Annotated in this window: 30 protein-coding genes and 1 pseudogene; 22 read left to right on the forward strand and 9 right to left on the reverse strand. The window is 68.9% G+C overall.

Annotated elements, in window-relative coordinates; genetic code table 11:
* Window positions 1-29 precede the first annotated feature (29 nt).
* From C1729_RS13215 to C1729_RS13230, 4 genes are all read right to left on the reverse strand, one after another.
* Window positions 30-1,466: a class II fumarate hydratase gene (locus C1729_RS13215; protein WP_102510344.1), complete on the reverse strand. Its 1,437-nt coding sequence runs from the start codon at window positions 1,464-1,466 to the stop codon at window positions 30-32.
* An 88-nt stretch (window positions 1,467-1,554) separates the two neighbouring features.
* Window positions 1,555-2,217 carry a carbonic anhydrase gene (locus tag C1729_RS13220; RefSeq protein ID WP_102510702.1) on the reverse strand — a complete coding sequence of 221 codons (663 nt, stop codon included), beginning with the start codon at window positions 2,215-2,217 and terminating at the stop codon, window positions 1,555-1,557.
* Between the two features lie 109 nt (window positions 2,218-2,326).
* The gene (locus C1729_RS13225) at window positions 2,327-3,310 is read right to left on the reverse strand and encodes a PfkB family carbohydrate kinase (RefSeq protein WP_242493843.1); all 984 of its coding nucleotides are present in this window, start codon (window positions 3,308-3,310) and stop codon (window positions 2,327-2,329) included.
* Entirely contained in the window at window positions 3,307-3,543 is a 237-nt protein-coding gene (locus C1729_RS13230) for an exodeoxyribonuclease VII small subunit (protein ID WP_102510345.1), read from the reverse strand. The genes C1729_RS13225 and C1729_RS13230 overlap by 4 nt, the downstream gene beginning before the upstream one ends.
* 78 nt (window positions 3,544-3,621) lie before the next feature.
* Between C1729_RS13230 and C1729_RS13235 the strand changes: the two genes are divergently transcribed.
* The gene (locus C1729_RS13235) at window positions 3,622-4,680 is read left to right on the forward strand and encodes a serine hydrolase domain-containing protein (protein ID WP_102510346.1); all 1,059 of its coding nucleotides are present in this window, start codon (window positions 3,622-3,624) and stop codon (window positions 4,678-4,680) included.
* Window positions 4,681-4,761: 81 nt separating this feature from the next.
* Here the strand turns inward: C1729_RS13235 and xseA are convergent, their stop codons facing one another.
* Entirely contained in the window at window positions 4,762-6,015 is a 1,254-nt protein-coding gene (xseA, locus tag C1729_RS13240; RefSeq protein WP_242493844.1) for an exodeoxyribonuclease VII large subunit, read from the reverse strand.
* A gap of 285 nt (window positions 6,016-6,300) precedes the next feature.
* Here xseA and C1729_RS13245 point away from each other — a divergent pair, with 285 nt between their 5' ends.
* Complete coding sequence (locus C1729_RS13245) at window positions 6,301-7,353, forward strand: 4-hydroxy-3-methylbut-2-enyl diphosphate reductase (RefSeq protein WP_102510347.1); 1,053 nt, start codon at window positions 6,301-6,303, stop codon at window positions 7,351-7,353.
* A 69-nt stretch (window positions 7,354-7,422) separates the two neighbouring features.
* On the opposite strand, the gene cysM is transcribed toward C1729_RS13245, so the two are convergent.
* Together cysM and C1729_RS13255 are read right to left on the reverse strand one after the other, a co-directional pair.
* Window positions 7,423-8,328 carry a cysteine synthase CysM gene (gene cysM, locus C1729_RS13250; protein WP_102510348.1) on the reverse strand — a complete coding sequence of 302 codons (906 nt, stop codon included), beginning with the start codon at window positions 8,326-8,328 and terminating at the stop codon, window positions 7,423-7,425.
* A 23-nt stretch (window positions 8,329-8,351) separates the two neighbouring features.
* Entirely contained in the window at window positions 8,352-9,653 is a 1,302-nt protein-coding gene (locus tag C1729_RS13255; RefSeq protein WP_102510349.1) for a DNA recombination protein RmuC, read from the reverse strand.
* Between the two features lie 54 nt (window positions 9,654-9,707).
* Here C1729_RS13255 and C1729_RS13260 point away from each other — a divergent pair, with 54 nt between their 5' ends.
* Window positions 9,708-10,481, forward strand: a complete 774-nt coding sequence (locus C1729_RS13260; protein ID WP_102510350.1) for an ABC transporter ATP-binding protein — start codon at window positions 9,708-9,710, stop codon at window positions 10,479-10,481.
* The gene (locus tag C1729_RS13265) at window positions 10,463-12,025 is read left to right on the forward strand and encodes a hypothetical protein (protein WP_129590761.1); all 1,563 of its coding nucleotides are present in this window, start codon (window positions 10,463-10,465) and stop codon (window positions 12,023-12,025) included. Before C1729_RS13260 ends, C1729_RS13265 begins: the two co-directional genes overlap by 19 nt.
* Before the next feature lie 60 nt (window positions 12,026-12,085).
* Here the strand turns inward: C1729_RS13265 and C1729_RS13270 are convergent, their stop codons facing one another.
* A complete protein-coding gene (locus C1729_RS13270; protein ID WP_129590762.1) occupies window positions 12,086-13,462 on the reverse strand; it encodes an MFS transporter in 1,377 nt (458 codons plus the stop codon).
* Window positions 13,463-13,495: 33 nt separating this feature from the next.
* Between C1729_RS13270 and ychF the strand changes: the two genes are divergently transcribed.
* The 18 genes from ychF (at window position 13,496) to C1729_RS13355 (ending at window position 23,347) form a co-directional block, all read left to right on the forward strand.
* Window positions 13,496-14,581 carry a redox-regulated ATPase YchF gene (ychF, locus tag C1729_RS13275; protein WP_102510705.1) on the forward strand — a complete coding sequence of 362 codons (1,086 nt, stop codon included), beginning with the start codon at window positions 13,496-13,498 and terminating at the stop codon, window positions 14,579-14,581.
* A gap of 191 nt (window positions 14,582-14,772) precedes the next feature.
* A complete protein-coding gene (locus tag C1729_RS13280; RefSeq protein ID WP_277985820.1) occupies window positions 14,773-14,895 on the forward strand; it encodes a type II toxin-antitoxin system RelE/ParE family toxin in 123 nt (40 codons plus the stop codon).
* Entirely contained in the window at window positions 14,870-15,190 is a 321-nt protein-coding gene (locus C1729_RS13285) for a HigA family addiction module antitoxin (RefSeq protein WP_102510353.1), read from the forward strand. Before C1729_RS13280 ends, C1729_RS13285 begins: the two co-directional genes overlap by 26 nt.
* 65 nt (window positions 15,191-15,255) lie before the next feature.
* Entirely contained in the window at window positions 15,256-15,924 is a 669-nt protein-coding gene (locus C1729_RS15410) for a GDSL-type esterase/lipase family protein (RefSeq protein ID WP_165375509.1), read from the forward strand.
* Window positions 15,925-16,067: 143 nt separating this feature from the next.
* Window positions 16,068-16,772, forward strand: coding sequence for a GNAT family N-acetyltransferase (locus C1729_RS14390; RefSeq protein WP_129590763.1), 705 nt, complete (start codon window positions 16,068-16,070; stop codon window positions 16,770-16,772).
* A 183-nt stretch (window positions 16,773-16,955) separates the two neighbouring features.
* Complete coding sequence (locus C1729_RS13295) at window positions 16,956-17,237, forward strand: type II toxin-antitoxin system RelE/ParE family toxin (RefSeq protein WP_096798691.1); 282 nt, start codon at window positions 16,956-16,958, stop codon at window positions 17,235-17,237.
* On the forward strand, window positions 17,224-17,526 hold the full coding sequence (locus C1729_RS13300; RefSeq protein WP_077342947.1) for a HigA family addiction module antitoxin: 303 nt from the start codon (window positions 17,224-17,226) through the stop codon (window positions 17,524-17,526). Before C1729_RS13295 ends, C1729_RS13300 begins: the two co-directional genes overlap by 14 nt.
* Before the next feature lie 11 nt (window positions 17,527-17,537).
* Complete coding sequence (locus tag C1729_RS13305; protein ID WP_242493845.1) at window positions 17,538-18,017, forward strand: nucleotidyltransferase domain-containing protein; 480 nt, start codon at window positions 17,538-17,540, stop codon at window positions 18,015-18,017.
* 129 nt (window positions 18,018-18,146) lie between these two features.
* Window positions 18,147-18,890, forward strand: a complete 744-nt coding sequence (locus C1729_RS13310) for a class I SAM-dependent methyltransferase (RefSeq protein WP_165375510.1) — start codon at window positions 18,147-18,149, stop codon at window positions 18,888-18,890.
* A gap of 4 nt (window positions 18,891-18,894) precedes the next feature.
* Window positions 18,895-19,248, forward strand: a complete 354-nt coding sequence (locus C1729_RS13315; protein ID WP_102510356.1) for a HigA family addiction module antitoxin — start codon at window positions 18,895-18,897, stop codon at window positions 19,246-19,248.
* Window positions 19,248-20,069 carry an alpha/beta fold hydrolase gene (locus C1729_RS13320; RefSeq protein ID WP_102510357.1) on the forward strand — a complete coding sequence of 274 codons (822 nt, stop codon included), beginning with the start codon at window positions 19,248-19,250 and terminating at the stop codon, window positions 20,067-20,069. Before C1729_RS13315 ends, C1729_RS13320 begins: the two co-directional genes overlap by 1 nt.
* Before the next feature lie 139 nt (window positions 20,070-20,208).
* Window positions 20,209-20,928 (forward strand): tyrosine-protein phosphatase, encoded by a 720-nt coding sequence (locus C1729_RS13325; RefSeq protein WP_102510358.1) that lies wholly within the window; start codon window positions 20,209-20,211, stop codon window positions 20,926-20,928.
* An 89-nt stretch (window positions 20,929-21,017) separates the two neighbouring features.
* Window positions 21,018-21,299 carry a type II toxin-antitoxin system RelE/ParE family toxin gene (locus C1729_RS13330; protein WP_102510359.1) on the forward strand — a complete coding sequence of 94 codons (282 nt, stop codon included), beginning with the start codon at window positions 21,018-21,020 and terminating at the stop codon, window positions 21,297-21,299.
* The gene (locus tag C1729_RS13335) at window positions 21,274-21,594 is read left to right on the forward strand and encodes a HigA family addiction module antitoxin (protein ID WP_102510360.1); all 321 of its coding nucleotides are present in this window, start codon (window positions 21,274-21,276) and stop codon (window positions 21,592-21,594) included. Before C1729_RS13330 ends, C1729_RS13335 begins: the two co-directional genes overlap by 26 nt.
* Window positions 21,591-22,109 carry a P-loop nucleotide/nucleoside kinase family protein gene (locus C1729_RS13340; RefSeq protein WP_102510361.1) on the forward strand — a complete coding sequence of 173 codons (519 nt, stop codon included), beginning with the start codon at window positions 21,591-21,593 and terminating at the stop codon, window positions 22,107-22,109. Before C1729_RS13335 ends, C1729_RS13340 begins: the two co-directional genes overlap by 4 nt.
* A gap of 188 nt (window positions 22,110-22,297) precedes the next feature.
* A complete protein-coding gene (locus C1729_RS13345; RefSeq protein WP_242493847.1) occupies window positions 22,298-22,489 on the forward strand; it encodes a type II toxin-antitoxin system RelE/ParE family toxin in 192 nt (63 codons plus the stop codon).
* Window positions 22,464-22,784 carry a HigA family addiction module antitoxin gene (locus tag C1729_RS13350; RefSeq protein ID WP_102510362.1) on the forward strand — a complete coding sequence of 107 codons (321 nt, stop codon included), beginning with the start codon at window positions 22,464-22,466 and terminating at the stop codon, window positions 22,782-22,784. Before C1729_RS13345 ends, C1729_RS13350 begins: the two co-directional genes overlap by 26 nt.
* Window positions 22,781-23,347: a kinase gene (locus C1729_RS13355; RefSeq protein WP_207204622.1), complete on the forward strand. Its 567-nt coding sequence runs from the start codon at window positions 22,781-22,783 to the stop codon at window positions 23,345-23,347. Before C1729_RS13350 ends, C1729_RS13355 begins: the two co-directional genes overlap by 4 nt.
* 464 nt (window positions 23,348-23,811) lie before the next feature.
* Here C1729_RS13355 and C1729_RS13360 read toward each other — a convergent pair.
* Window positions 23,812-23,946: pseudogene (locus tag C1729_RS13360) on the reverse strand (ISL3 family transposase); the annotation flags it as partial.
* Window positions 23,947-24,034 lie beyond the last annotated feature (88 nt).

The following is a 24,034-nucleotide window of genomic DNA, read 5'->3' on the forward strand; positions in this document are numbered from 1 at the left end:
AGGAGTCCGGGGCCGCGCGCACCAGCAGGTCAGGCCTGCGGCGGGCGCGTCATGCTCATGACGTCGAGCGCCTCGTCGAGCTGCGCCTCCGTGACCTCGCCGCGCTCGACGAAGCCGAGGTCGACGACCGCCTGACGGACGGTGACGCCCGTCTTGACGGCGTGCTTGGCGACCTTCGCGGCCGCCTCGTAGCCGATGACGCGGTTGAGGGGCGTGACGATCGACGGTGACGACTCGGCGAGCGCGCGCGCCCGCTCCTCGTTCGCCGTGATGCCCGCGACCGTGCGGTCCGCGAGGACGCGCGACGCGTTGGTGAGCAGACGGATCGACTCGAGGATCGACGACGCGATGACGGGGATCTGGACATTGAGCTCGAACGAGCCCGACGCGCCCGCCCACGCGACCGTCGCGTCGTTGCCGACGACGCGCGCCGCGACCATAAGAACGGCCTCGGGCACGACGGGGTTGACCTTGCCCGGCATGATCGACGAGCCCGGCTGCAGGTCGGGGATGAAGATCTCGCCGAGGCCCGTGTTGGGGCCCGAGCCCATCCAACGGATGTCGTTGCAGATCTTCGTGAGCGAGACCGCGATCGTGCGGAGCGCGCCCGAGAGCTCGACGAGGCCGTCGCGCGAGGACTGCGCCTCGAAGTGGTCGCGCGCCTCGGTGAGGGGCAGGCCCGTGTCCTCGACGAGGAGTGCGATGACACGCTGCGGGAAGCCGGCCGGGGTGTTGATGCCGGTGCCGACAGCGGTGCCGCCAAGCGGGACCTCGGCCGCGCGGGGGAGCGCGGCCTCGAGGCGCTCGATGCCATAGCGGATCGCGGCCGCGTAGCCGCCGAACTCCTGGCCGAGCGTCACGGGCGTCGCGTCCATGAGGTGGGTGCGGCCCGCCTTGACGACCCCGGCGAACTCGGTGGCCTTCGCGCCGATCGCCTCGGCGAGGTGCTCGAGCGCGGGCACGAGGTCGCCGACGACGCCCGCGGTCGCGGCGACGTGCGCCGACGTGGGGAAGACGTCGTTCGACGACTGCGACGCGTTGACGTGGTCGTTGGGGTGGACCTCGCGGCCGAGGTGGCGGGTCGCGAGGGTCGCGAGCACCTCGTTCGTGTTCATGTTCGACGACGTGCCTGAGCCTGTCTGGTAGACGTCGACGGGGAAGTGCGCGTCGTGCTGGCCGGTCGCGACCTCGTCGGCGGCTGCGACGATCGCGTCGGCGACGTCCTGCGGGAGGACGCCGAGCTCGGCGTTGGCGCGGGCGGCGGCCTTCTTGATGCGCGCGAGCGCCTCGATGTGGCCGCGCTCGAGCACCGAGCCGGAGATCGGGAAGTTCTCGACGGCCCGCTGCGTCTGCGCGCGGTAGAGCGCAGCAGCGGGGACGCGGACCTCTCCCATCGTGTCGTGCTCGATGCGGAAGTCAGCGTCCTGGGCAGGGATCGGCGCGTCGCCGACGGCGTTGTCAGTCATAGGTCCATCGTGCCGCACGACGCGCCCCGGTCTCGACCGGGGAAGCGCCGTGAAAATCGGGACCTGGGTCACACCGCCGCGCTCCTCCTCAGAGGGTGACGGGCTCCTCGCCGACGTCGCCCTTGACGGAGAGCAGTGTCGCGCGGCCGTCCGCGAGGGTGTACTCGACGCCGACGATCGCGACCGTTCCCGCGTCGACCTCGGCCTTGATCGCGGCCGAGTACCCGTAGAGCTGGTCGACGGTGTGGCGCACGTGCTGGCGGCGCAGGGTGTCGGGGTCGGTGAAGTCGACGCCCTCGGCGGTCGCGCCGACGATCGACGGGATGACGCGGTCGACGACCGCGCGCACGAACCCGTCGGCCTGATCGCCCGTCGAGAGGGTGTGCGCCGCGGCGGCGATCGCACCGCACGAGTCGTGCGCGAGGACGACGATGAGCTGAGCGTCGAGCACGCCGATGCCGTACTCGATCGACCCGATGACGGTCGTGTCGAGGACGTGGCCGGCCGTGCGGACGACGAAGGCGTCGCCGAGGCCCTGGTCGAAGATGATCTCGGCGGCGACACGCGAGTCGGAGCAGCCGAAGATCACCGCGAAGGGGTTCTGGGCGACGGCGAGCTCGGCGCGCCGCGCGGCGCCCTGCGACGGATGGAGCATCGTGTCGGAGACGAAGCGCGCGTTGCCTGCCTTGAGCGCCCGCCATGCAGCGGCGGGGGACTCGGTGGGCTTGGTCGAGGAGGTGGTCGCGTTCATGTTCGTCATTGTGCGCCTGTCCTCCGGTTGCCGCAGGTCCGTCCATGTGACGTCCGACACGCGGGACGGCCGTTCTGGCAGGTGGACCGCCGGTGGGAGGGCTCGCTGGTCAGACGGGCTCGGGCCCGTCGAGCTCCGCGCGTCGCGGCGGGTTCGCGCCCGCACGTGACGTCGTGATCGCTGCGGCCTTCACCGCACGTGCGACGACGTCCCGCAGGAGGTCGGGCTCGATGGCGAGCAGCGCCGCACGGCGCGGCGCGCCGAGCAGGTCGTGGCTCCACAGGCCGTCGATGAGCGTGCCCGTGAACGCGTCGCCCGCGCCGACCGTGTCGGCGATCTCGACGGGGACGCCGGGGACGTCGACGCGACCCGCCGCGGACCATGTGCTCGCGCCGTCAGCACCCCGCGTGAGGACGACGATCGCCCCCGACCGCTTGTGCCACAGTGCCGCCGTGACCTCGGGGTCCCGGTGCGGGTAGAGCCACGCAAGACCCGCGTGCGAGACCTTGACGACGTCCGCGAGCATGAGGAACCGCTCGACGCCCGGCGCGGCCGTGAGCGGCCGCCCGAGGATCGCGGGCCGCACGTTCGGGTCGAACGTCACCGTCGAGACGCGCCGCTGCACGGCGAGCAGGTCCGCGACCGCGTCGGCACCCGGCGCGAGGGCGGTCGCGAGCGACCCCGTGTGAACGACGAGCGTGTCCGGGGCGACGTCGATGCGGTGCGGCAGCCGCCACTCGATCTCGAAGTCATAGCTCGCGGTGCCTGACGCGTCGAGCGTCGCGGTCGCGATCGACGTCTCCGGTGCGCCCGTCGAGCCGAGGTGCAGCCCGACACGGGACCCCTCGAGCCAGCGGCGCACCATCGCTCCGTACGCGTCCTCGCCGATCCACGTGAGCAGCTCGACGTCACGCGCGAGCCGACCGAGCGTCAGCGCGACGTTCGCCGGGCTGCCGCCCGGGTGCTCGTCGACCGAGCCGTCCGTGCGCCGCACCGTGTCGATGAGAGCTTCGCCGACGACGAGCGCACGACCCGCCGGCCCTGCGAGGACCGGCGTCGAACCCGTCGTCGGCAGTGGTTCGTGAGGGGTCACGCCTCGTCCCCATCCGCAGCCCGGCCCTCACGGGTCGCGGCGTCAAGACGCTCACGAGCGCCGTCGAGCCACTCCTGGCAGCGCGCGGCCAGCGCCTCGCCACGCTCCCAGAGCGCGAGGCTCGCCTCGAGGGTCTCGCCGCCGGCCTCGAGGCGGGCGACGACCTGGACGAGTTCGTCACGGGCCTGCTCGTACGAGAGGGCAGCGACATCGGGGAGCGGGGTCTCGGACACGGGTCCACCGTAGCGGCAGCCGCCGACATCCGCGGAAAGCAGGCGACCAACGGCCCACCAGCGTGCCACCCTGGGCGCATGAACGAGCACGAGCACGTGGCACCGGGCTGGGACGACGCGGCCGACACCCTGCGCGGCCTCGCCGCACGCGACCGGTTCTCCGGCGTCGTCGTCGTCGAGGGAGCAGGCGGGCCGCGGCTGCGTCTTGCGCTCGGCGTCGCGGACCGCGCGGCCGGCCGGCCCGTGACGTTCCACGACCGCTTCGGCACCGCGAGCGTCTCGAAGATGCTCACCGCGGCGGCCGTGCTCGACGCGCACGTCGCAGGCCTGCTCGACCTCGACGCCCCGGTCGTCGACCTCCTGCCCGCCGCGCGTCGGCCCCGCACGCTCGACCCGCGCGTCACCGTGCGGCACCTGCTCACGCACACCTCGGGCATCGGCGATTACGCCGAGGAGGACGACACCCAGCCCGGCTATGTCCCTGACTACGCCGCGCTGTGGCGCACGATCCCGTCCGTGACGATGGAACGGCCGGACGACTTCCTCCCGCTCTACACCGACCTGCCGCCCGTCGACGAGCCGGGTGCGGCGTTCCACTACTCCAACAGCGGCTACGTGCTCCTCGCGGCGCTCCTCGAGGAGGTGACGGGCGACGCGTTCGTCGACCGCGTGACCGAACGCGTCCTCGTCCCCACGGGCATGACGTCGAGCGGCTACCTGCGCCTCGACGAGGCGCAGCCTGACGTGGCGACCGGTTACCTGCCGCGACGTCGCGGCGCACCGTGGCGCTCGAACGTCCTGGCCATGCCCGTCGTCGGCGGGGGCGACGGCGGCTGCTTCCTCACGGCTGACGACGCGACGCGCTTCGCCCGCGCGCTTGGGGACGGCACGCTGCTCGGAGGCGAGGTCGCGCGCCTCATGCGCACCCCGGGTCCGCGCATCGACGTCGACGCGTCGATGGGGCACGGCGTCTACCTGCTCGAGGACGGCGCGCTCGGGCACGACGGCGGTGACCCCGGCGTCGAGGCGTACGTCCGCTACGACGTCCCGACCGACGCAACCGTCGTCATCCTCTGCAACGGCGAGGGGATGCTCGACGGCGCGTGGCGGGCGGTGCGGGAGGCGTTGCGCGGGTAGGCCCGCGCGCCAGCGCGCGCCTGTGGAGAACGGCGCTCCGCCGGGATCTTCACGCGCGGTTCGGCGTCCTCCACGAGCGGCTCAGCGCGCCTCGGCGGCGACCTCGCCGTCCGCGAGGCGCACCCGCAACGCGTCGCCCGCCGTCACCTGGCCGGGCTCCCGCAGCACCGAGCCGTCCGCGAGCTGGACGACCGCGTACCCGCGCTCGAGCACCGCCGCGGGGGACAGCGCCCGCACCTGGGCACGCAACGTCGCGACGTCCGCGCCGCCGCGGAGGAGCGCGGCGGCGAACGCCGACCGGCCGCGCTCGCGGACCCGTTCGACGTCGGCCTCGCGCGCGTCGACCATCGACGCCGGCCGGGCGAGCGCGGGACGCGAACGGACCTGCTCGAGCCCCCTTACCTCGCGGTCGAGGAGCGCACGGACCGCGAGCGTCGCGCGCTGGCGTGCCTGGCGCAACCGCAGTCGCTCCTCCGAGACGTCGGGCACGATGCGCTTGGCCGCGTCCGTGGGCGTCGAAGCCCGGTAGTCGGCGACGAGGTCGAGCAGCGGCGCGTCGGTCTCGTGACCGATCGCCGAGACGAGCGGGGTGCGGCACGCCGCCGCGGCCCGCACGAGCGCCTCGTTCGAGAACGGCAGGAGGTCCTCGACCGCGCCGCCGCCACGCGCGACGACGACGACCTCGACCTCGGGCCGCGCGTCGAGCTCCGCGATCGCGGCGCTCACCTGGTGCACCGCGTCCTTGCCCTGAACAGCGACCTCGCGGATCTCGAAGCGGACCTGCGGCCAGCGGGCGCGCGCGTTGACGACGACGTCGTGCTCCGCCTTCGACTCGCGTCCGCACACGAGCCCGACGACGCGTGGGAGGAACGGCAGTGGCTTCTTGCGGTCCGCGTCGAAGAGCCCCTCGGCTGCGAGGACGTTCTTGAGGTGCTCGATGCGGGCGAGGAGCTCGCCCGTGCCGACGGGGCGGATCTCGTCGGCCTGCATCTGGAACGAGCCGCGGCCCTTCCAGAACGTCGGCGTCGCGTGGACGACGACGTGCGCGCCCTCCGTGAGGGGCACCTGCTGCTTGGCGAGGACGTTCGCGTACATCGCGACGGGCAGCGAGACGTCGGCGTCCGTGTCCCGCAGGGTGAGGAACGCCATCGACGCGCCCGGGCGGCGGTTGAGCTGGACGACCTGGCCCTCGACCCACGTGGGGCTCATACGCGCCATGTAGTCGGCGATCTTCTGAGAGAGCAGCCGGACGGGCCAGGGGTTCTCCGCGGTCGTGTCGAGGGCACGCGCGGGCAGCGGCGCGCGCCCGGCGGGGCGCTGGTCGTCGGAGGTCACGCGCCCATCATGCCCGCCCCCACCGACATCCGACCGCTCCCAGCAAACTGCGACCGCCCCCCGTAACCTCCGACCGCCCCGCCGGCCTCGACCCGGTCGCTCCTTCATCACCTCCTTCTTCTTCTTCTCTCTCTTCCGCGACTCGTAGGTCTGGAGCACCGTTCGATGGTGCTCGAGACCTACGAGTCGGTTCGCTCGGGAGCGGGCGGGAGAACTTCGAGGGGAGAGGGTGCGGAGGTGGGGTGCGTCACGGCCCGTCCGGAGCGCCTCACCTAGACTGGCCGGGTGACCACCACCTCTGCCTCGCCGGCCCCCGCGACCGACGCCCCGACGACCGGACGGGTCCTGCTCGCAGCCCCGCGCGGGTACTGCGCGGGCGTCGACCGTGCCGTCGTCGCCGTCGAGAAGGCCCTCGAGCACTACGGCGCCCCCATCTACGTGCGCAAGGAGATCGTCCACAACAAGTACGTCGTCGAGACGCTCGCCGAGCGCGGCGCGATCTTCGTCGACGAGACCGACGAGGTTCCTGAGGGCGCACGCGTCGTGTTCTCCGCGCACGGGGTGTCCCCGGCGGTCCACGAGGCGGCCGCAGCGCGCGCGCTCGAGACGATCGACGCGACGTGCCCGCTCGTCACGAAGGTCCACAAGGAGGCCGTGCGCTTCGCGGCTGACGACTACGACATCCTCCTCATCGGCCACGAGGGCCACGAGGAGGTCGAGGGCACCGCGGGCGAGGCCCCCGAGCACATCCAGATCGTCAACTCGCCCGACGAGGTCGACAAGGTCGTCGTGCGCGACCCGGACAAGGTCGTGTGGATCTCGCAGACGACGCTCTCGGTCGACGAGACGATGGAGACCGTCCGCCGGCTGCGTGAGCGCTTCCCGACGCTCCAGGACCCGCCGAGCGACGACATCTGCTACGCGACGCAGAACCGTCAGGTTGCCGTGAAGAAGCTCGCGCCGCGCTGCGAGCTCGTCATCGTCGTGGGTTCGCGCAACTCGTCGAACTCGGTGCGGCTCATGGAGGTCGCCAAGGAGGCCGGCGCCGACGACGCGCACCTCATCGACTACGCCAAGGAGATCGACCCGGCGTGGCTCGAGGGCGTGACGACGGTCGGTGTGACGTCGGGTGCGTCGGTTCCCGAGATCCTCGTCGAGGAGGTTCTGCGTTACCTCGCGGAGCGCGGCTACGGCGAGGTCGAGGAGGTCCGGACGGCGACGGAGGACCTCATGTTCTCGCTGCCGCGTGAGCTGCGCGGCGCGCTCAAGGCCGCGGGCCAGGGGTCGGGGCGTCCCGAGCGTGAGGGGCGGCGCGCGCTCAAGGTCGACGCTGTCTGACAGGTCCGTCCGCCGACGGCCGGTCGCCCCGTGCGGGTGACCGGCCGTCGGCGTTGACGGCGCAGGACGTCAGTCCGGGAAGATGCCGGTCGAGAGGTAGCGGTCGCCCCGGTCGGGGAGGATGACGACGATCGTCGCGTCCTCGACCTCGCGGGCGAGCCGCACGGCGACGGCGGTCGCGCCGCCTGCGGAGACTCCCGCGAAGATGCCTTCGCGCGCGGCGAGGGCGCGGGTCGTGTCCTCGGCCTCGGCCTGGGTGACGGAGCGGACCTCGTCGATGACCGACGGGTCGTGGATCGCGGGCAGGTACTCGGCGGGCCACGCCCGGATTCCGGCGATGCGTGCGCCCTCCGCAGGCTGCACGCCGACGATCCGGACGTCCGTGCTGCGCTCCTTGAGGTAGCGTCCGGCGCCGACGATCGTGCCTGTCGTCCCCATCGAGGAGACGAGGTGCGTGACACGGCCTCGTGTTGCCTCCCAGATCTCGGGGCCAGTCGTGCGGTGGTGGGCGTCGGGGTTGTCGGGGTTGGAGAACTGGTCGAGGACGACGCCCTCGCCGCGGGCGGCCATAGCGGCGACGAGGTCGCGTGCGTGCTCCATGCCGAGCGCGGGGTCGGTGAGGACGAGCTCGGCGCCGTACGCGCGCATGGTGCGGGCGCGCTCGACGGAGAGGTCGCCGGGCATGACGAGGATCATGCGGTACCCCTTGATGGCGGCGGCCATGGCGAGCGCGATGCCGGTGTTGCCGCTCGTCGCCTCGACGAGCGTGTCGCCGGGGCGAATGGTGCCGCGTTCCTCGGCGCGCTGGATCATGTTGAGCGCGGGGCGGTCCTTGACGGAGCCGGCGGGGTTGGTGCCCTCGAGCTTGGCAAGGACGACGGTGCCGGTCGCGGCGTCCTCCGCGAGGCGTTGCAGGCGCACGAGGGGGGTGCGGCCGACGGTGTCCTCGAGCGTGGGGTAGTCGGGCCCGGTCATGGGTGTCCTTCCGTCGGCGGTGCTCAGCCCAGGTTACGCACGTCCGGGGTGACGTCATCGCTGGGGTCGTCGTCGTCCCGCGTGGCGAGCACCGAGAGCAGAGGGTTCGCGGGAGGGGGAGCGTCGAGCTCGGCGTCGGTGACGCCGAGGTCGCGGAACCTCCGTGCCGTGACGAGGACACGGGTCTCGAGGGAGCCGACGGCCTGGTTGTACGCGCCGGCCGCGGACTCGATCGCGCGACCGACCTTGCCGAGGTGTCCGGAGAGCGTGCTGAGCCGCGTGTGGAGCTCGCGGCCGAGCGTGAGGACCTGCTGCGCGTTCTCAGCGAGGGTCTCCTCGCGCCACGCGTGCGCGACGGTGCGCAGGAGCGCGAGCAGCGTCATGGGGGTTGCGACGACGACGTTCTTCGAGAACGCGTGCTCGACGAGCCCGCCGTCGGCCTCGAGCGCCGCGTGGAGGAACGGCTCGGCGGGCACGAAGAGCACGACGAACTCGGGCGACGGGGCGAGATGCTCCCAGTAGCGCTTGCCGCCGAGGTCGTCGATGTGCCGCCGTACGGCGCGGGCGTGCGCCGCGAGCCGCTCGGCGCGCACCGCCGGGTCGTCGGACTCGCACGCCTCGAGGTAGGCGTTGAAGGGCACCTTGGCGTCGACGACGACGTTCTTGCCGCCCGCGAGCCGCACGACCATGTCGGGGCGGAGGGCACCGTCGTCGGTGCGGACATGGACCTGCTCGTCGAAGTCGACGCGGTCGAGGAGCCCCGCGGCCTCGACGACGCGGCGGAGCTGGGTCTCCCCCCAGCGGCCGCGGACGTCGCTCGTACGGAGCGCGGCGACGAGCCGGCCAGTCTCGGCGCGGAGGCGCTCGGACGACTCCCGCATGGCGCGCACCTGCTCGCCGAGGCTTGCGCTGCTCGCGAGCCGCGCGCGCTCGGCAGCCGTCACCTCGGTGCGCAGCTGGCCGAGGGTCGTCGCGATGGGGTCGACGAGCGCCCGCACGGACTCCTCGCGCCGCAGCATGTCGGCCTGCCCGGCGACCTGCGTGGCCCGCAGCCGCTGCTCGGCCAGGCCGAGGAACTGCTCCGAGCTCGACGCGAGGGCCTCGGCGGCGAGCACGCGGAAGCGGTCCTCGGCGCGCTTGCCAGCCTCGACCTCCGCGGCGAGACGCTCCGCGCCCGCGCGGCGCTCTGCCTCGAGCTCGGCGCCGAGCCGTTCGGCGCGCAGCGCGTGCTCGCGGTCCGCGCGGGCTCCGCGCACGACCGCACCGAGGTAGCCGAGAGCAGCGCCCACGAGCAGCGCCGCGAGGAGAGCAACAGGGTCGTCCATGTCGCTGAGCCAAGCACGTGCCACCGACATTCGCGCGAACGTTAGGCTCAGCGCATGGATGCATCAGGCGCGCCACCGCTCGCGATCGAGGCGCGCGACCTCTGGCGACGCTTCGGGACGACGGTCGCGGTCGCAGGGATCGACCTTCTCGTGCCCACGGGCTCGTTCTACGGCGTCGTCGGCCCCAACGGTGCGGGCAAGACGACGACGCTCTCGATGATCACCGGCCTCCTGCGACCCGACGCGGGGCACGTGAGCATCCACGGCACCGACCTGTGGGCCGATCCAGATGTCGCGAAGCGACTCCTCGGCGCGCTGCCCGACGGCGTCCGGCTCTTCGACCGCCTCACGGGCGCGCAGCTCATCACGTACGCGGGCCTGCTGCGCGGCCTCGACCGCGACGTCGTCGCCTCCCGCACCGCCGAGCTCCTCGCCGCGCTTGACCTTGAGCAGGCGGGCAGCACGCTCGTCTCCGACTACTCGGCGGGCATGACGAAGAAGGTCGCGCTCGCGACCGCGATCGTCCACGGGCCGCGCGTCATGGTGCTCGACGAGCCGTTCGAAGCCGTCGACCCGGTGTCGGCCGCTAACATCCGTGACATTCTCCGGCAGTTCGTCGCGGGCGGCGGCACCGTCGTCGTCTCGTCGCACGTCATGGAGCTCGTCGAGCGCATGTGCGACCACGTCGCGATCGTCGCCGCGGGCCGCGTCCTTGCTGCGGGGACGGTCGACGAGGTGCGCGGCACCGCGACGCTCGAGGACCGGTTCGTCGAGCTCGTCGGCGGTCGCCGCACGTCTGAGGGGCTGCAGTGGTTGCACACGTCGTGAGGCTGCGGCTCACGCTGTGGGCCGGAAGCCTGCGCGCGAGCCCGTGGCAGATCGTCGGGCTCGCGCTGGGACTGCTCAACGCCGTGCTCGTCTCGCTCGTGCTCGTCGGATCGATGGCGTACACGCGGACGATCGCCGAGGAGACGTGGGACGTCACGCTCATCGTCGGTGGTGCGCTCGTCGTCGTCGGCTGGTGGGTCGTGCCGCTGCTCGCGTTCGGTGTGGACTCGGCGCTCGACCCGCGCCGGTTCGCGCTGCTCGCCGTGCCGCGCAGGCCGCTGCTCGCGGGACTCGCGGTCGCGGGCCTCCTCGGCATCCCGGGGCTCACGACGCTCGCGGTCGCGACGGCCGGGCTGCTCGTGTGGGTGCCTGACATCCTCCCGATCATCGTCGGGCTCGTGCTGCTCCCCGTCGTCATGCTCACGTGCATCGCCGGCTCACGGGCGTTCGCGCTCCTCATGGAGCCGTTGCTCGCGGCGCGGCGCTTCCGGGAGGTCGTGGGCGTGCTCGCGCTCGCCCCGATCGTCGTCGTCGCGCCCGCGCTCGGGCAGTCGCTGCGCGCGCTGCGGCGCGGCGCGGACGTCGCGCCCGCGCTCATCGAGATCGTCGGCTGGACGCCGCCCGGCGCGGTGTGGGCCGTGCAGGTCGACGTCGCCCAGGGGCGCTGGGGCCGGGCTGCGGCGCACCTCGCGATCGCGCTCGTCACGGCGGCGCTGCTCGTCAAGCTGTGGGACGTCGGGCTCGAGCGAGCGCTCACGACGCCGCCGCCGCGCCCCAACGTCGTCGCGCAGCACGGCCCGGGCTGGTTCGGTCGCCTGCCAGCGACGCCGACGGGTGCGGTGCTCGCGCGCAGCCTCACGTACTGGGCGCGCGACTCCCGGTACATATCGAACCTCACGGTGCTGCCCGTGCTCGTCGTCGCGCTGCACGTCCTGTCGCAGGGTGCGGCCCCGGTGACGACGATCATCGCCCCGGCGATCGTCGCGTTCACGCTCGGCTGGGCGGTCGTCGCGGACGTCGCGATGGACTCCTCGGCGTTCTGGCTGCACGCGTCGGCGGGGGTGCGGGGGATCGCGGACCGGACGGGGCGGGCGCTCGCCGTGCTTGTCGTCGGCGTGCCGGCGGTCGTCGTCACGTTCGTCGCCGGTGCGTGGCGGGCGGACCGCTGGGGCCTTGCGCCCGCGTCGCTTGGGCTGTCGGCGGTGCTGCTGGGGGCGTCCCTCGGGATCTCGTCGCTCGTCTCGGCGTGGGTGCTGTTCGCGGTGCCGGCGCCGGGGGACGGGCCGTTCTCGACGCCGCACGGCTCGGCGACCGCGAACCTCTTCGTGCAGTCGCTCGCGTGGATCGTCGTCATGGTCCTCGCGACGCCGTCGATTGTGTTGACGGTGTACGCGTGGCGCGGCTCGGCGGCGGCGGGGTGGGGCGGTCTCGCGCTCGGGCTGACGCTCGGCGTCGGGCTGCTCGTCGCGGGGCTGCGGGTCGGGGCACGCATCTACGACGCGCGCGTCCCCGAGCTCGTCCACGCGTTGCGCACGCGCGGCTGAGGTCGCCGGCTCGGCGTCTCGTCCGCGCCGGTCGGCCCGCGGTGTCGGGGCTGCCGGTGTTCAGGCTGTGGCGGCGGTTGGTGCGGTTCCGTCGGGCAGCGTCGTGCGGCCTGCGAGCCACAGCGCGACGAGCCCGAGCAGCGTCGTGAGTCCGAACCCGAGGAGGTAGCCGCCGATGCCGAGGGCGTTGACGACGACGTGCACGGCCGCGCCCGTGAGCGCGATCGCGAGGGACATGCCGAGCGCGTCGGAGACCTGGAGCGCGGACGTCGCGGCGCCGTGCTCGGCGGGCGGGGCGACGTCGAGGACGAGCACCGAGAGCGTCGGGTAGACCATGCCGACGCCGAGCCCGGCGAGCGCCCACGCGACCCAGCCGACGGCGAGCGGCGTGCCGGGCAGCGCGATGGTCGCTGACGCGGCGATGCCGACGATGCTCAGCGTCGTGCCGAGCCGCAGGTACGTGAGCGACGACGCGAGGTTGCGGCCACGCAGCTGGGACCCGAGGGCCCACGTGACGGCCGCGACGGTGAGGATCGTGCCGGAGCGTGTGGGGCTGAGGCCGCGCTCGGTCTGGAGGATGAGCGGCAGCATGACCTCGGTCGCGAAGTAGGCGGCGGCGATGACGCCGCGCAGCCCGACGACGGCCGGCAGGCCGCGCCGGGCGCGGAGCGTGCCCGGCGGCAGGAGGAAGTGCGCGGCGACGAGCGCCGCGAGCAGACCTGCGGCACCGACGACGACGCCTGCGGTCCCGTCGCGCTCGGTCGCGAGGGTGACGACGGTGACGCCGACGCCTGCGACGGCGCCCCAGCCGATGCGCCGGACGCCCGCGCGCGTCGTGGCGGCGTCGGGCAGGGTCTCGGGGCCGGGGACGTGCCATGTCGTCCGCAGGACGACGGCGGCCGCGGGTGCGGCGACGAGCGCGACCGCGCCGAACACCCAGCGCCACCCGATCGTGTCGACGACGAGCCCCGCGACCACGGGCCCGACGAGCGAGGGCACGACCCACGCGGCGGCGAACCATGCGAAGACTCGGGCGCGCTGCGCGGGCGCGAAGGCGCGCGCGACGACCATGTAGAGCGCGACGACGTACGCGCCCTGCCCGAGGCCTTGAAGAGCACGCCCGAGGAGCAGCAGGCTCATCGACGGCGTGAACGCGGCGATGACGAGGCCCGCGGCGAACGTCACGACGCCGAGCAGCATGGGCAGCGCAGGGCGCGCCCGGTCGGCCACGACGCCTGCCGCCACCATGCCGACGACGCTCGTCGCGACCGTCAGCGCGAACGCGGCCGAGTACAGCGCCATGCCGTCGAGCGCTCGGGCGATCGTCGCCATGGCCGTCGCGACGGCGAGCGACTCGAACGCTCCGGCGGTGATGAGGGTGACCATCCCAACGACGAGCATGGTCTGGCGGGGCGCGGAGGACGGCAGGTCGTGCACCGGCCAACCCTAGCCCCCGTAGACTGTGTGCCCGTGGCCCTCACTATCGGAATCGCCGGTCTTCCCAACGTCGGCAAGTCGACTCTCTTCAACGCCCTCACCCGCGCGCAGGTGCTCGCCGCGAACTATCCGTTCGCGACGATCGAGCCCAACGTCGGTGTCGTGCCGCTCCCGGACGAGCGCCTCACGGTGCTCGCAGGGATCTTCGGCTCGGAGCGCATCCTGCCCGCGACCGTGTCGTTCGTCGACATCGCTGGCATCGTGCGCGGCGCGTCCGAGGGTGAGGGGCTCGGCAACAAGTTCCTCGCGAACATCCGTGAGGCCGACGCGATCTGCCAGGTGACCCGTGCGTTCGCGGACCCCGACGTCGTGCACGTCGACGGCAAGGTCTCGCCCAAGGACGACATCGAGACGATCAACACCGAGCTCATCCTCGCGGACCTCCAGACCCTCGAGAAGGCGGTCCCGCGCATGGAGAAGGAGGTGAAGATCAAGAAGGGCGACCCCGTGCTCCTCGCGGCGGCGCTCAAGGCGCAGGCCATTCTCGAGTCTGGTCGCACCCTCTTCTCCGCCGCCGCGTCCGAGAAGCTCGACCTCACCGAGATCGCCTCGCTGCAGCTCATGACGGCCAAGCCGTTCATCTACGTCTTTAACACCGACGACGCGGGCCTCGCCGACGAGGCCATGCAGGCCGAGCTCCGCGAGCTCGTCGCGCCCGCCGACGCGATCTTCCTCGACGCGAAGTTCGAGTCCGAGCTCGTCGAGCTCGACGAGGACGAGGCCGCCGAGATGCTCGCCGAGAACGGCCAGGACGAGTCCGGCCTCGACCAGCTCGCGAAGGTCGGCTTCCGCACGCTCGGCCTGCAGACGTACCTCACGGCCGGCCCCAAGGAGTCGCGCGCCTGGACGATCCGCCAGGGCTGGACCGCCCCGCAGGCCGCCGGCGTCATCCACACCGACTTCGAGCGTGGCTTCATCAAGGCCGAGGTCATCGGGTTCGACGACCTCGTCGAGGCGGGCTCCGTCGCTGCCGCGCGCTCCGCGGGCAAGGCGCGCGTCGAGGGCAAGGACTATGTGATGCAGGACGGGGACGTGGTGGAGTTTAGGTTTAACGTCTAGCGTTATTGACGCTATGCGTTATATGCTGGCCTCGTGATCAGATCGTTCGGCAGCAAGGACACCGAACGCATCTGGCATGAGTAGTACGTCAAGCGCGTCGATCGGACGGTGCAGCGGGCGACCCTACGGAAGCTCGAGCTGATCCATGCGGCGAAGGACGTCGAGGATTTCCGGATCCGCCGGGCAACCGGTTGGAGCAGCTCGTCGGCGACCGTCGAGGGCAGCACAGCATCCGAGTCAACACTCAATGGCGCATCTGCTTCGTCTGGAGAGAAAGAGGGGCAGAAGATGTCGAACTCGTCGACTACCACTGAGACCGACTTGATCGAGCCGATCCATCCGGGAGAGATCCTGATGGAGGACTTCATCGAGGGCTTCGGGATCACGCAGAATAAGCTCGCTGTCTCGATCGGGGTGCCGCCGCGTCGGATCAACGAGATCGTGCACGGCAAGCGTGGCATCACAGCAGACACGGCGATCCGTCTGGCGCGATACTTTGGCACGTCCGAGGAATTCTGGATGACCCTGCAGTCGAACTACGAGCTGCGGATGGAGCGCCGTGCTCTGCGGGACAAGGTTGCCGCGATCACTCCGCTGAAGGTCGCATGAGCGGCGAGTCAACCATGGCATTTCGTCAGCTTCGTGCGGGTGACGCTGCTGCGGTCAAGGGGGGCATGATCGCCGCGTCCGGAGATCGCGCGAGCAGGGATGAGACAACTGTGTTCGCGGGGCCTGACATCCGAGCGTGCTTCTTCGGGGATTCATTCGTCGCTGGAGTGGGCGATTCGAGCGGGCTTGGTTGGGTGGGGCGCGTTACTGCAACAGCTCGGTCCAAAGGGCACAGGCTGACGTCTTACAACCTCGGCGTACGGAGCGAGACGTCTATTCAGGTTGCATCCCGAATTCCGCTTGAAGCGCCGCCGAGGTGGTCGGATGCCGAAGACGCCCGCCTCGTTGTCTCGTTCGGCGTCAATGACACGAGTGACGTCGGAGGGCGTCTACGAGCATCCGTCGAAGATGGTCTCAGGGCTGTTCGGAGTGCGGCGCAGAGCATTTCGCCGGAGCGGTTCTTACTTGTTGGGCCGCCAGCCGTCGCTGATGATCAGCAGAACTCGCTGATCGAGACTCGGGATCGGTCCCTTCAATCAGAGACAGGGGTCCTCGGTATCCGGTTCGTCTCCACATTCCGCCCGACACGCGATTCGAGGATGTGGCGGCATCAAGTGGCGGTCGGGGATGGTTTCCACCCGGATGCCGATGGGTACGAGTTGCTAGCGTCGATAATTGAGCCTGTCTTGCTGGACTGGTTGGCTCCTTTGGAGCATGATCCAAATGTTCCGTGACAATGAAACACGGTGGAGTTCCGCTTTAACGTATAGCCCCCTCGAGCTCAGCGCAGGGGGCGGTGCAGGGGCTGCTCGTGGTCTTTCCAGACAGACTCGCTCGGCCCGCAAGTGTTCAACTGCGAACACCCTAGAGTGGACAGATGAACTCCGTTTCCGAGCCACTCTCTGACACCGCTCGGCGTCGGATTGTGTCGGGGTGGGCGAGCGTGATCGGTGTGCCTGCCCAGGACATCCGCAAGGATGAGTGGGTCTTCGTTGAACGGGCGGATATCGAGGCTGTCGTTGTCGTGCGTGTCGAAGGGTACGGTTTCGCGGCTGCACCTCCGGAACACGTGGAGCTGCTTCGTCACGCACCCCCAGAGTCGCTCCTTGATGCAGCCGCTCTCGCGAGGATGCTTCCTGCAGGCGCTGACCCCATCGGTAGCGCTGACCTTCTCTTCGCCGACAGCAGTCCACGGCTGACGCGGATCGGTGCTTGTGCCTCCGGGCCGGAGGATATGGCCACCCTGCGGAGTCAAGTGAGCGCATCCGAGTGGCAAGAGAGCGGCATCGAGGAAACAGAACGCCAGTGGACCGCGATGGCTCCGGCCGGGAGCCCTGCTGCGGTCGCAGGCTTCAAACGCTGGCGTTCGGAGCTCGCCCAGATGGCGGTCCTCGCAAGTCCGGCGCACCGAGGGGCGGGCTTCGCCTATGCCACCGCAGCTGTAGCGACGCAGGAGGCGTTGGGGATCGGTCTGGTCGCACAGTGGCGCAGTCGTCAGGGAAACGAGGCATCCCGCCGGCTCGCACAGCGATTGGGTTTCACCCAACTCGGCGTACAAGTGGCAGTCACGCTGAAGCGATAGGTGACCGGCCGTTTGCCAACGACGCGACTCGAGGGACTGATGGTGCGATCCGACGAACGCACGTGACCGGGCTACGACTACCCACGAGTCACCCGCGACGTAGAGGTTATTCAGCTACGGAATGTGGTCGAGTTCAGGTTTAACGTCTAGCGTTATTGACGCCGGTCGTTATATCCTGGTCTCGTGATCAGATCGTTCGGGAGCAAGGACACCGAACGATTGTGGCGTCGTGAGCGAGTGCGCTCGATCGATCATCGGATCCATCGGGTCGCACTGCGCAAGCTTCGTCAGGTGGGATCGGCGGAGTCCATCGAGGATCTTCGGGTCCCGCCGGGCAACCGGCTCGAAGCGCTGAAGGGCGACCGCGCCGGGCAGCACAGCATCAGGATCAACGACGAGTGGCGGATCTGGTTCGTGCGGACCGACGCAGGACCGGAGGAGGTGGAGATCGTTGACTACCACTGAGAAGATTGCCCCGATCCACCCTGGGGAGGTCCTCATGGAGGACTTCATCGAGGGCTTCGGGATCACGCAGAACAAGCTCGCCGTGTCGATCGGCGTCCCGCCTCGGCGGATCAACGAGATCGTGCATGGCAAGCGGGGGATCACGGCGGACACCGCGCTCCGGCTCGGCAAGCTCTTCGGCACCACCGCACAGTTCTGGCTGAACCTGCAGACGCTCTACGACCTCGACCTCGCAGAGGATCGCGCGGCTGAGCAGATCGACGCCATCGTGCCGCTGCAATCCGCATGACCTTCAGCGGGATGGACGCCGCTGAGGTAGTCCGAGTCGTTGGCTGGCTCGAGGAGCGATCAGTCGTCTACCAGGTCAACGGCGGGTGGGCCGTTGACGCTCTGCACGGTTCCCAGACCAGATCACATGGTGATCTGGATGTGTTCGTCGACTCGACGACGGTCGACGCCTTCATGGAATGGTTGCTCGGTCGCGGATACAGCATCGTGGAGGACTGGCGTCCGATCCGAGTTGAGCTGCGCGCCGGCGACAGGGCGGTCGACATCCATCCGATGGACGTGGACTGTGTCGGCGACGGGGTCCAGCAGGGCTTCGGTGAAGACTCGTTCGTCCACCGAGCGCGCGAGCGCGCGGTCGGAGTGATCGGAGATCGCTCGGTAGTTGTCGCGTGCGCCGCGCGACTCATGGCGCTGAGGCTCGGTTACGACCTCCGGCCGGAGGACCGCCACGATCTCGACGTGCTTGGGAGGTTGGTCGCCGACCACTCTTGAGGTCCGTGGCGGGCAGTTGACGCAGATGGTTGTCCGTGCCGGAACTCAGTGGAATTCCGCTTCAACGTCTGACGTGTTCCGGTCGTTGAGCCGGCCGCAGGCGAGACGAAACGTACCTATGCTGGCCTCATGATTGACGAGTGGCGACGCGTGTACAGAGAGTCGACGATGGTGGGCTGGGACTTCTCGACCCTCGACGGGCAGCTTAGCGCCGACGAACCGTGGTGGGACTTCGAACAGGATTGCTTCTCCGCCATTGCTTCTGCACGGCGGATTGCGGACCTTGGGACCGGTGGCGGTGAGAGGCTGCTGGACCTGCTGGGCTCGGACGACATCACGGGCAAGAGCATCATCGCCACTGAGGGTTGGGAACCGAACGTCGCGGTAGCGCACCGCGCTCTTGCCTCGCGGGGCATCGCAGTTGTCAGGTACGACTCTGAGCAGGACACGCGGATGCCGTTTGCCGACAGCAGCTTCGATCTCGTGATGTCCCGCCATGAGTCGATTGATCCGCAGGAGATTGCACGGGTGCTGGCTCCCGGGGGTCGATTGTTGACGCAACAGGTCGACGGGCATGATGCGGAGGAGGTCCACGAATGGTTCGGTCAGCCGTTTGAGTATCCGCATGTGACTTCGCGTCGCTTCGTCGATGACATTGAGTCGGCGGGCCTGAATGTTGACGTCGTGGACGATTGGCATGGAACGATGGAGTTCGAGAGCGTGACGGCGCTGATCACGTATCTTGCCTTGACTCCTTGGGATGCGCCGAACTTCTCCGTATCTGAGCACGAGGCCCAGCTGTTGGCGCTGGACGAAGATCGCCCGATCAAGGTGACTCAGCGGCGTTTCCGCGTGTACGCGACGAAGCCGTAGGCCGATGAAGCTGGAGGGTTGGGCCGCACACCGTCAACGCTCACGCAGCGCGGCGGGGACTGAGGCAGATCGGATCGAGACGATCCGCCCGGGAGAGATCCTGATGGAGGACTTCATCGAGGGTTTCGGGATCACGCAAAACAAGCTTGCGGTGTCGATCGGTGTGCCCCCGCGCCGGATCAACGAGATCGTGCACGGCAAGCGCGGGATCAGTGAGGACACAGCTTTCCGTTTCGCGCGCTACTTCGGCACGTCCGAGGAGTTTTGGGTGAACTTACAGTCGAACTATGAGCTGCGGCTCGAGCGTCGAGCGCTGCGCGACATGGTCGCGGCGATCACGCCACTGCGCTTGACGTGATGGACCGCACAGTGCTGCGCCCCGACGGCGTCTGGATCGCGGTCACCGACCTCGGTGGCGATGGCCCCACCGTCGTACTGTTGCACGGCCTCGCGGGGAGTTCACGCGAACTGTTGCCCACGGCGCATGCGCTACCGGGCTATCGTGTGCTGCTCGTAGACCAGCGGGGGCACGGCGCGAGCACGCGGCTTCCCGATGATCTGTCGCGCGATGCCTTCGTCGGAGACGTCGTCGCAGTGATTGAGGAACTCGTCCCTGGGCGGCGGGCGACGCTTGTCGGGCAGTCGATGGGAGCCCACACCGCGTTCCTTGTCGCGGCGGCGAGGCCAGACCTGGTCGAGGGGCTCGTGATGCTGGAAGGGCACGTGGCGGGCAACGGTGATCCGGGAGAAGCTGCCGGACTCGGCAGCTACTTCGAGTCCTGGCCGGTGCCGTTCGAAGACGAAGCTGCCGCGCGGGGGTTCCTCGGTGATGACGCGATCGTCAATGCCTGGGTGGCCGACCTTCTTCAGGCCGATGATGGCCTGGTGCCGCGCTTCGATGCCTCGGTCATGCAGCGCACGATCGAGGCCGTCCATGAGCCGCGCTGGCAGGAGTGGGAGGCTCTGCAGGTTCCGACGCTCGCGGTCTTCGCAAAGCATGGGATGTTCAGCGATGCCGATAAGGACGAACTGGTCCGTCGCAGGCCTGAAACGGAGAGAGTAGATCTGGCCGACGGCAGCCATGACGCCCACCTTGACGCTTTCGACGAGTGGACCGATGTGCTCCATCACTGGCTGTCCCGCGATCAGACCGGGCCGTTGCGACCCAGCGGCCGCTGAGGTTGGTCCGTGCCGGAACTTGGTCGAGTTCCGGTTCTCGAACTGAACCTTTGGGGCGTTCTGGCGGATTCCTCCGACGGTGGCGCCAGCGATCTCACAGGATGCTGATCCTCGATTTCTGTGGTGATAGGTTTCTTCGATGCGCGAGTTGACATGGGATGGCTTTCGCAATGCCCGGGACCTCGGAGGAATGTCGACGCCGCTCGCGCCAGGGGGTACGACGCTGCATCGGCGCATCGCGCGGGGGCCGCGACGTGAGTCCCTCACGGAAGCCGGTTGGCGCGACGCTGCGGGGTGGGGATTGCGTTCGATAGTTGACCTGAGATGTGCCTACGAAACGGGTGCACGGGAGACAGATCCCGTGGCCCGGTCGCCGCGCGAGCTATCGATCACCTTGGCTCCGACGGAAGATCAGAATGATCCCGAGTTCCGTGAGGTCTGCTTTCCGATTCTGGACTCACCGGAGTATTGGAGGCACAACGTTCGTATACTCCCGGCCCTTGTTCGGGTGGCCCTCGAGGCGATCGCTTGGTCTGAGCCGGGCGTGCTCGTGCACTGTTCCGCTGGGCGGGATCGAACAGGCATGATCACGGCGATCCTGCTCGCCAATGCAGGAGTGAGCGCGTCTGACATCGTCGCGGACTATGAGGTGTCCGTGCGGGCAATGGCTGGGACTGCTGCGCACGGTGGGCCGACTCATGACCGTCAGGCATCGTGGTCGAGTTCCGAGGTGAGTGATTGGCTAGCTGAAGTGAGATCGCATGTTCGAGCGTTCGTTGGTGCGCCGGACGCACTAATGGATGCCATAGGGGTGGGGAGCGAGACGAAGCAAGCGCTCCGAGCGTTGCTTATCGAATAGTCGCAGCAAAGGTTGCTCCGTGCCGGAGCGCGGTGGAGTTCCGGTTTAACGTCTAGCGTTAATGACGGACTCCGTCATACACTGGGCACGTGATCAGATCGTTCGGGAGCAAGGACACCGAGCGCATCTGGCACGAGCAGTACGTCAAGCGCGTCGACCGCACCGTGCAACGGGCGGCTCTGCGGAAGCTCGAGCTGATCCATGCCGCCGGGGACGTCGAGGATCTCCGGATCCCGCCGGGGAACCGACTGGAGCGGCTCGTCGGCGACCGTCGTGGACAGCACAGCATTCGTGTGAACGCGCAATGGCGTCTCTGCTTCGTCTGGAGAGATGGAGGTGCAGAAGATGTCGAACTCGTCGACTACCACTGAGGCCGACCTGATCGAGCCGATCCATCCGGGGGAGATCCTCATGGAGGACTTCATCGAGGGCTTCGGGATCACGCAGAACAAGCTCGCCGTGTCGATCGGTGTGCCGCCGCGCCGGATCAACGAGATCGTGCACGGCAAGCGGGGGATCACCGCTGATACGGCGATCCGTCTGGCGCGCTACTTCGGAACGTCCGAGGAGCTCTGGATGAATCTGCAGTCGAACTACGAGCTCCGGCTCGAGCGCCGTGCACTGCGCGACAAGGTTGCCGCGATCACGCCGTTGCATGTCGCATGACCGGGCGTCTCATCGTGATCTCCGGCCTTCCCGGCGTCGGAAAGACAAGCGTGGCCGAGATCATCGCGGCGAGCACGGGGTCGGTCCACCTGTCCATCGACACCGTCGAGGAGTCGCTCCTTGCATGCGGTCTGCCGGCAGGGTGGGAAGTAGGTGTCGCGGCGTACGAGGCGGCGCGTGCAATGGCGGAGCAGAATCTGCGGCTCGGTCACGATGTCGTCGTTGATGCGGTCAACGACAGTGACGAGGCTCGGCAGACATGGCGGACGGCGGCCTCGCGAACAGGTGCACGCATCGAGTTCGTGTACCTCATGATCTCCGATGCGCGGGAGCATGAGCGAAGGCTCCGCGGCAGAAATCGCGGACTCACCCACGTCGGCGAGCCGACCTGGTCGGACGTGCAGCGCCGTCGCGCTGATTACGCCGCGTGGTCCGATGAGGTCGTGGAGTTCGATACGGCTGCGCGGACTGCGGACGAGGTTGCAGACGCGCTCGCTGCGCATCTCGGCGCGTAATGCGGGAACGTCATCGCTGATGGTTCTCCGTGTCGGAACGCAGTGGAGTTCCGATTTAACGTCTAGCGTTAATGACGCACCCCGTTATACACTGGTCGAGTGATCAGATCGTTCGGCAGCACGGACACCGAGCGCATCTGGCATGAGCAGTACGTCAAGCGCGTTGACCGGACGGCGAGAGGGCGACCTTGCGGAAGTTCGAGCTGATTCATGCGGCGAAGGATGTCGAGGACCTCAGGGTCCCGCCAGGTAACCGCCTGGAGCGTCTGGTCGGTGACCGACGCGGGCAGCACAGCATCCGCGTGAACGCGCAATGGCGTCTCTGCTTCGTCTGGAGAGATGGAGGTGCGGACAATGTCGAACTCGTCGACTACCACTGAGGACGACCTGATCGAGCCGATCCACCCTGGGGAGATCCTCATGGAGGACTTCATCGAGGGCTTCGGGATCGCGCAGAACAAGCTCGCCGTGTCCATCGGTGTGCCGCCGCGGCGCATCAACGAGATCGTGCACGGCAAGCGGGGTATCACGGCTGATACCGCGATCCGCCTGGCGCGGTACTTCGGCACGTCCGAGGAGTTCTGGATGAACCTGCAGTCTCACTTTGAACTGCGGATGGAACGGCGGGCACTCCGCGACAACGTCGAGGCGATCACCCCGTTGCAGTCCGCGTGAACGGAACAGCCTCGACCATCGTCGGCTCCGAGACCTCTCGGCTGATCTTCATCCGAGGCAACTCGGGCAGCGGGAAGCCGAGTCTTGCGAAGGCCATTCGTGCCGCTCGTCCGCGCGGCGTGGCGATCATCGGTCACGACGTTCTGCGTCGTGAGATCCTGCACGTGCGCGATCACCCAGGTGCCCTGAGCGTGCCGTACATCGACATGTCGGCACGCTTCGCCCTTGACCAAGGTCTCCACGTGATCGTCGAAGGGATCCTGCATTCCGAGATCTACGGAGACATGTTGGCGCGTCTGCGTTCCGACCATCGAGGCGTGACTCGCTCCTACTGCTATGAACTCGGGCTGGACGAGACTCTGAGAAGGCATCGCACCAAGCCTTTGGCAGACGAAGTGACCGAGGAGATCGTCGCTTCCTGGTACCGCAGCGTCGATCGCGTGCCGGAACTCGACGAGGCCGTCCTCGGTGCAGGTCTTAGCGCCAGTGACGCTCTCGAGCGAGTCCTCGTCGACGTGGGCTGGGGTCGACGGGAAGGTGGCTCCTCGGAGTTAGGGTACTGAGGGCCATCGGCGTGGGTGATGGTCCTTGGTGACGGAACTCGGTGGAGTTCCGGTTTAATGTATAAAGAAGAATTCCTCCGCGTGGCGGAGGGATTCTGAGGTACTCGTACCAGTCCAAGCCCGGTGCTCGTGGGCTCCACGGCACGGTTTCAGCCGTGACTAGCCACGTGCTATTGAAGCCTTAGCTGGCCGAGCGCGATTGGCACTATCACTGACGGTAGTCGATGGTGACGACGCCAAGGCAGCTGAGTTGTACATGTGGGCTTGGCATCTAGCCGGAACACTTCGCTCGACGATCTCGTTCGTAGAGGTTGCTGTTGGCAACACTCTTGATGCTCAAGTGGTCCCGTGGAATGCGGCGCAGCCCGGTCAGGACTGGGCGCTATGAGACGGTACTGCAGTTGCTCTATGTGTTGACCGGGCCAAAAAGGCTTAAGTAGCTCTTCACGATCGAGGGTGTAGGGCGGGTCTGATCCGCCAGTTTCCAGCAGGGATCTGGAGATCCGATTAGTGAGGTTGCGGAACCCGCGGGCGGAGACGTGAAGGTGTTCGAGTCTGCCGTTGAGTGCGTCGGACGATCCGTTGCTGGTGCCGGGTCGGGTGCGAGCCACGCCCGGCGGCAGCGAGACCGAGACCGTCGAACCGAGCGAAGGTGGTCAGATCGGGCTGGTCGAACCCTGCCGGTGG

It is taken from the genome of Sanguibacter massiliensis (assembly GCF_900240335.1).
GTDB classification, from domain to species: domain Bacteria; phylum Actinomycetota; class Actinomycetes; order Actinomycetales; family Cellulomonadaceae; genus Flavimobilis; species Flavimobilis massiliensis.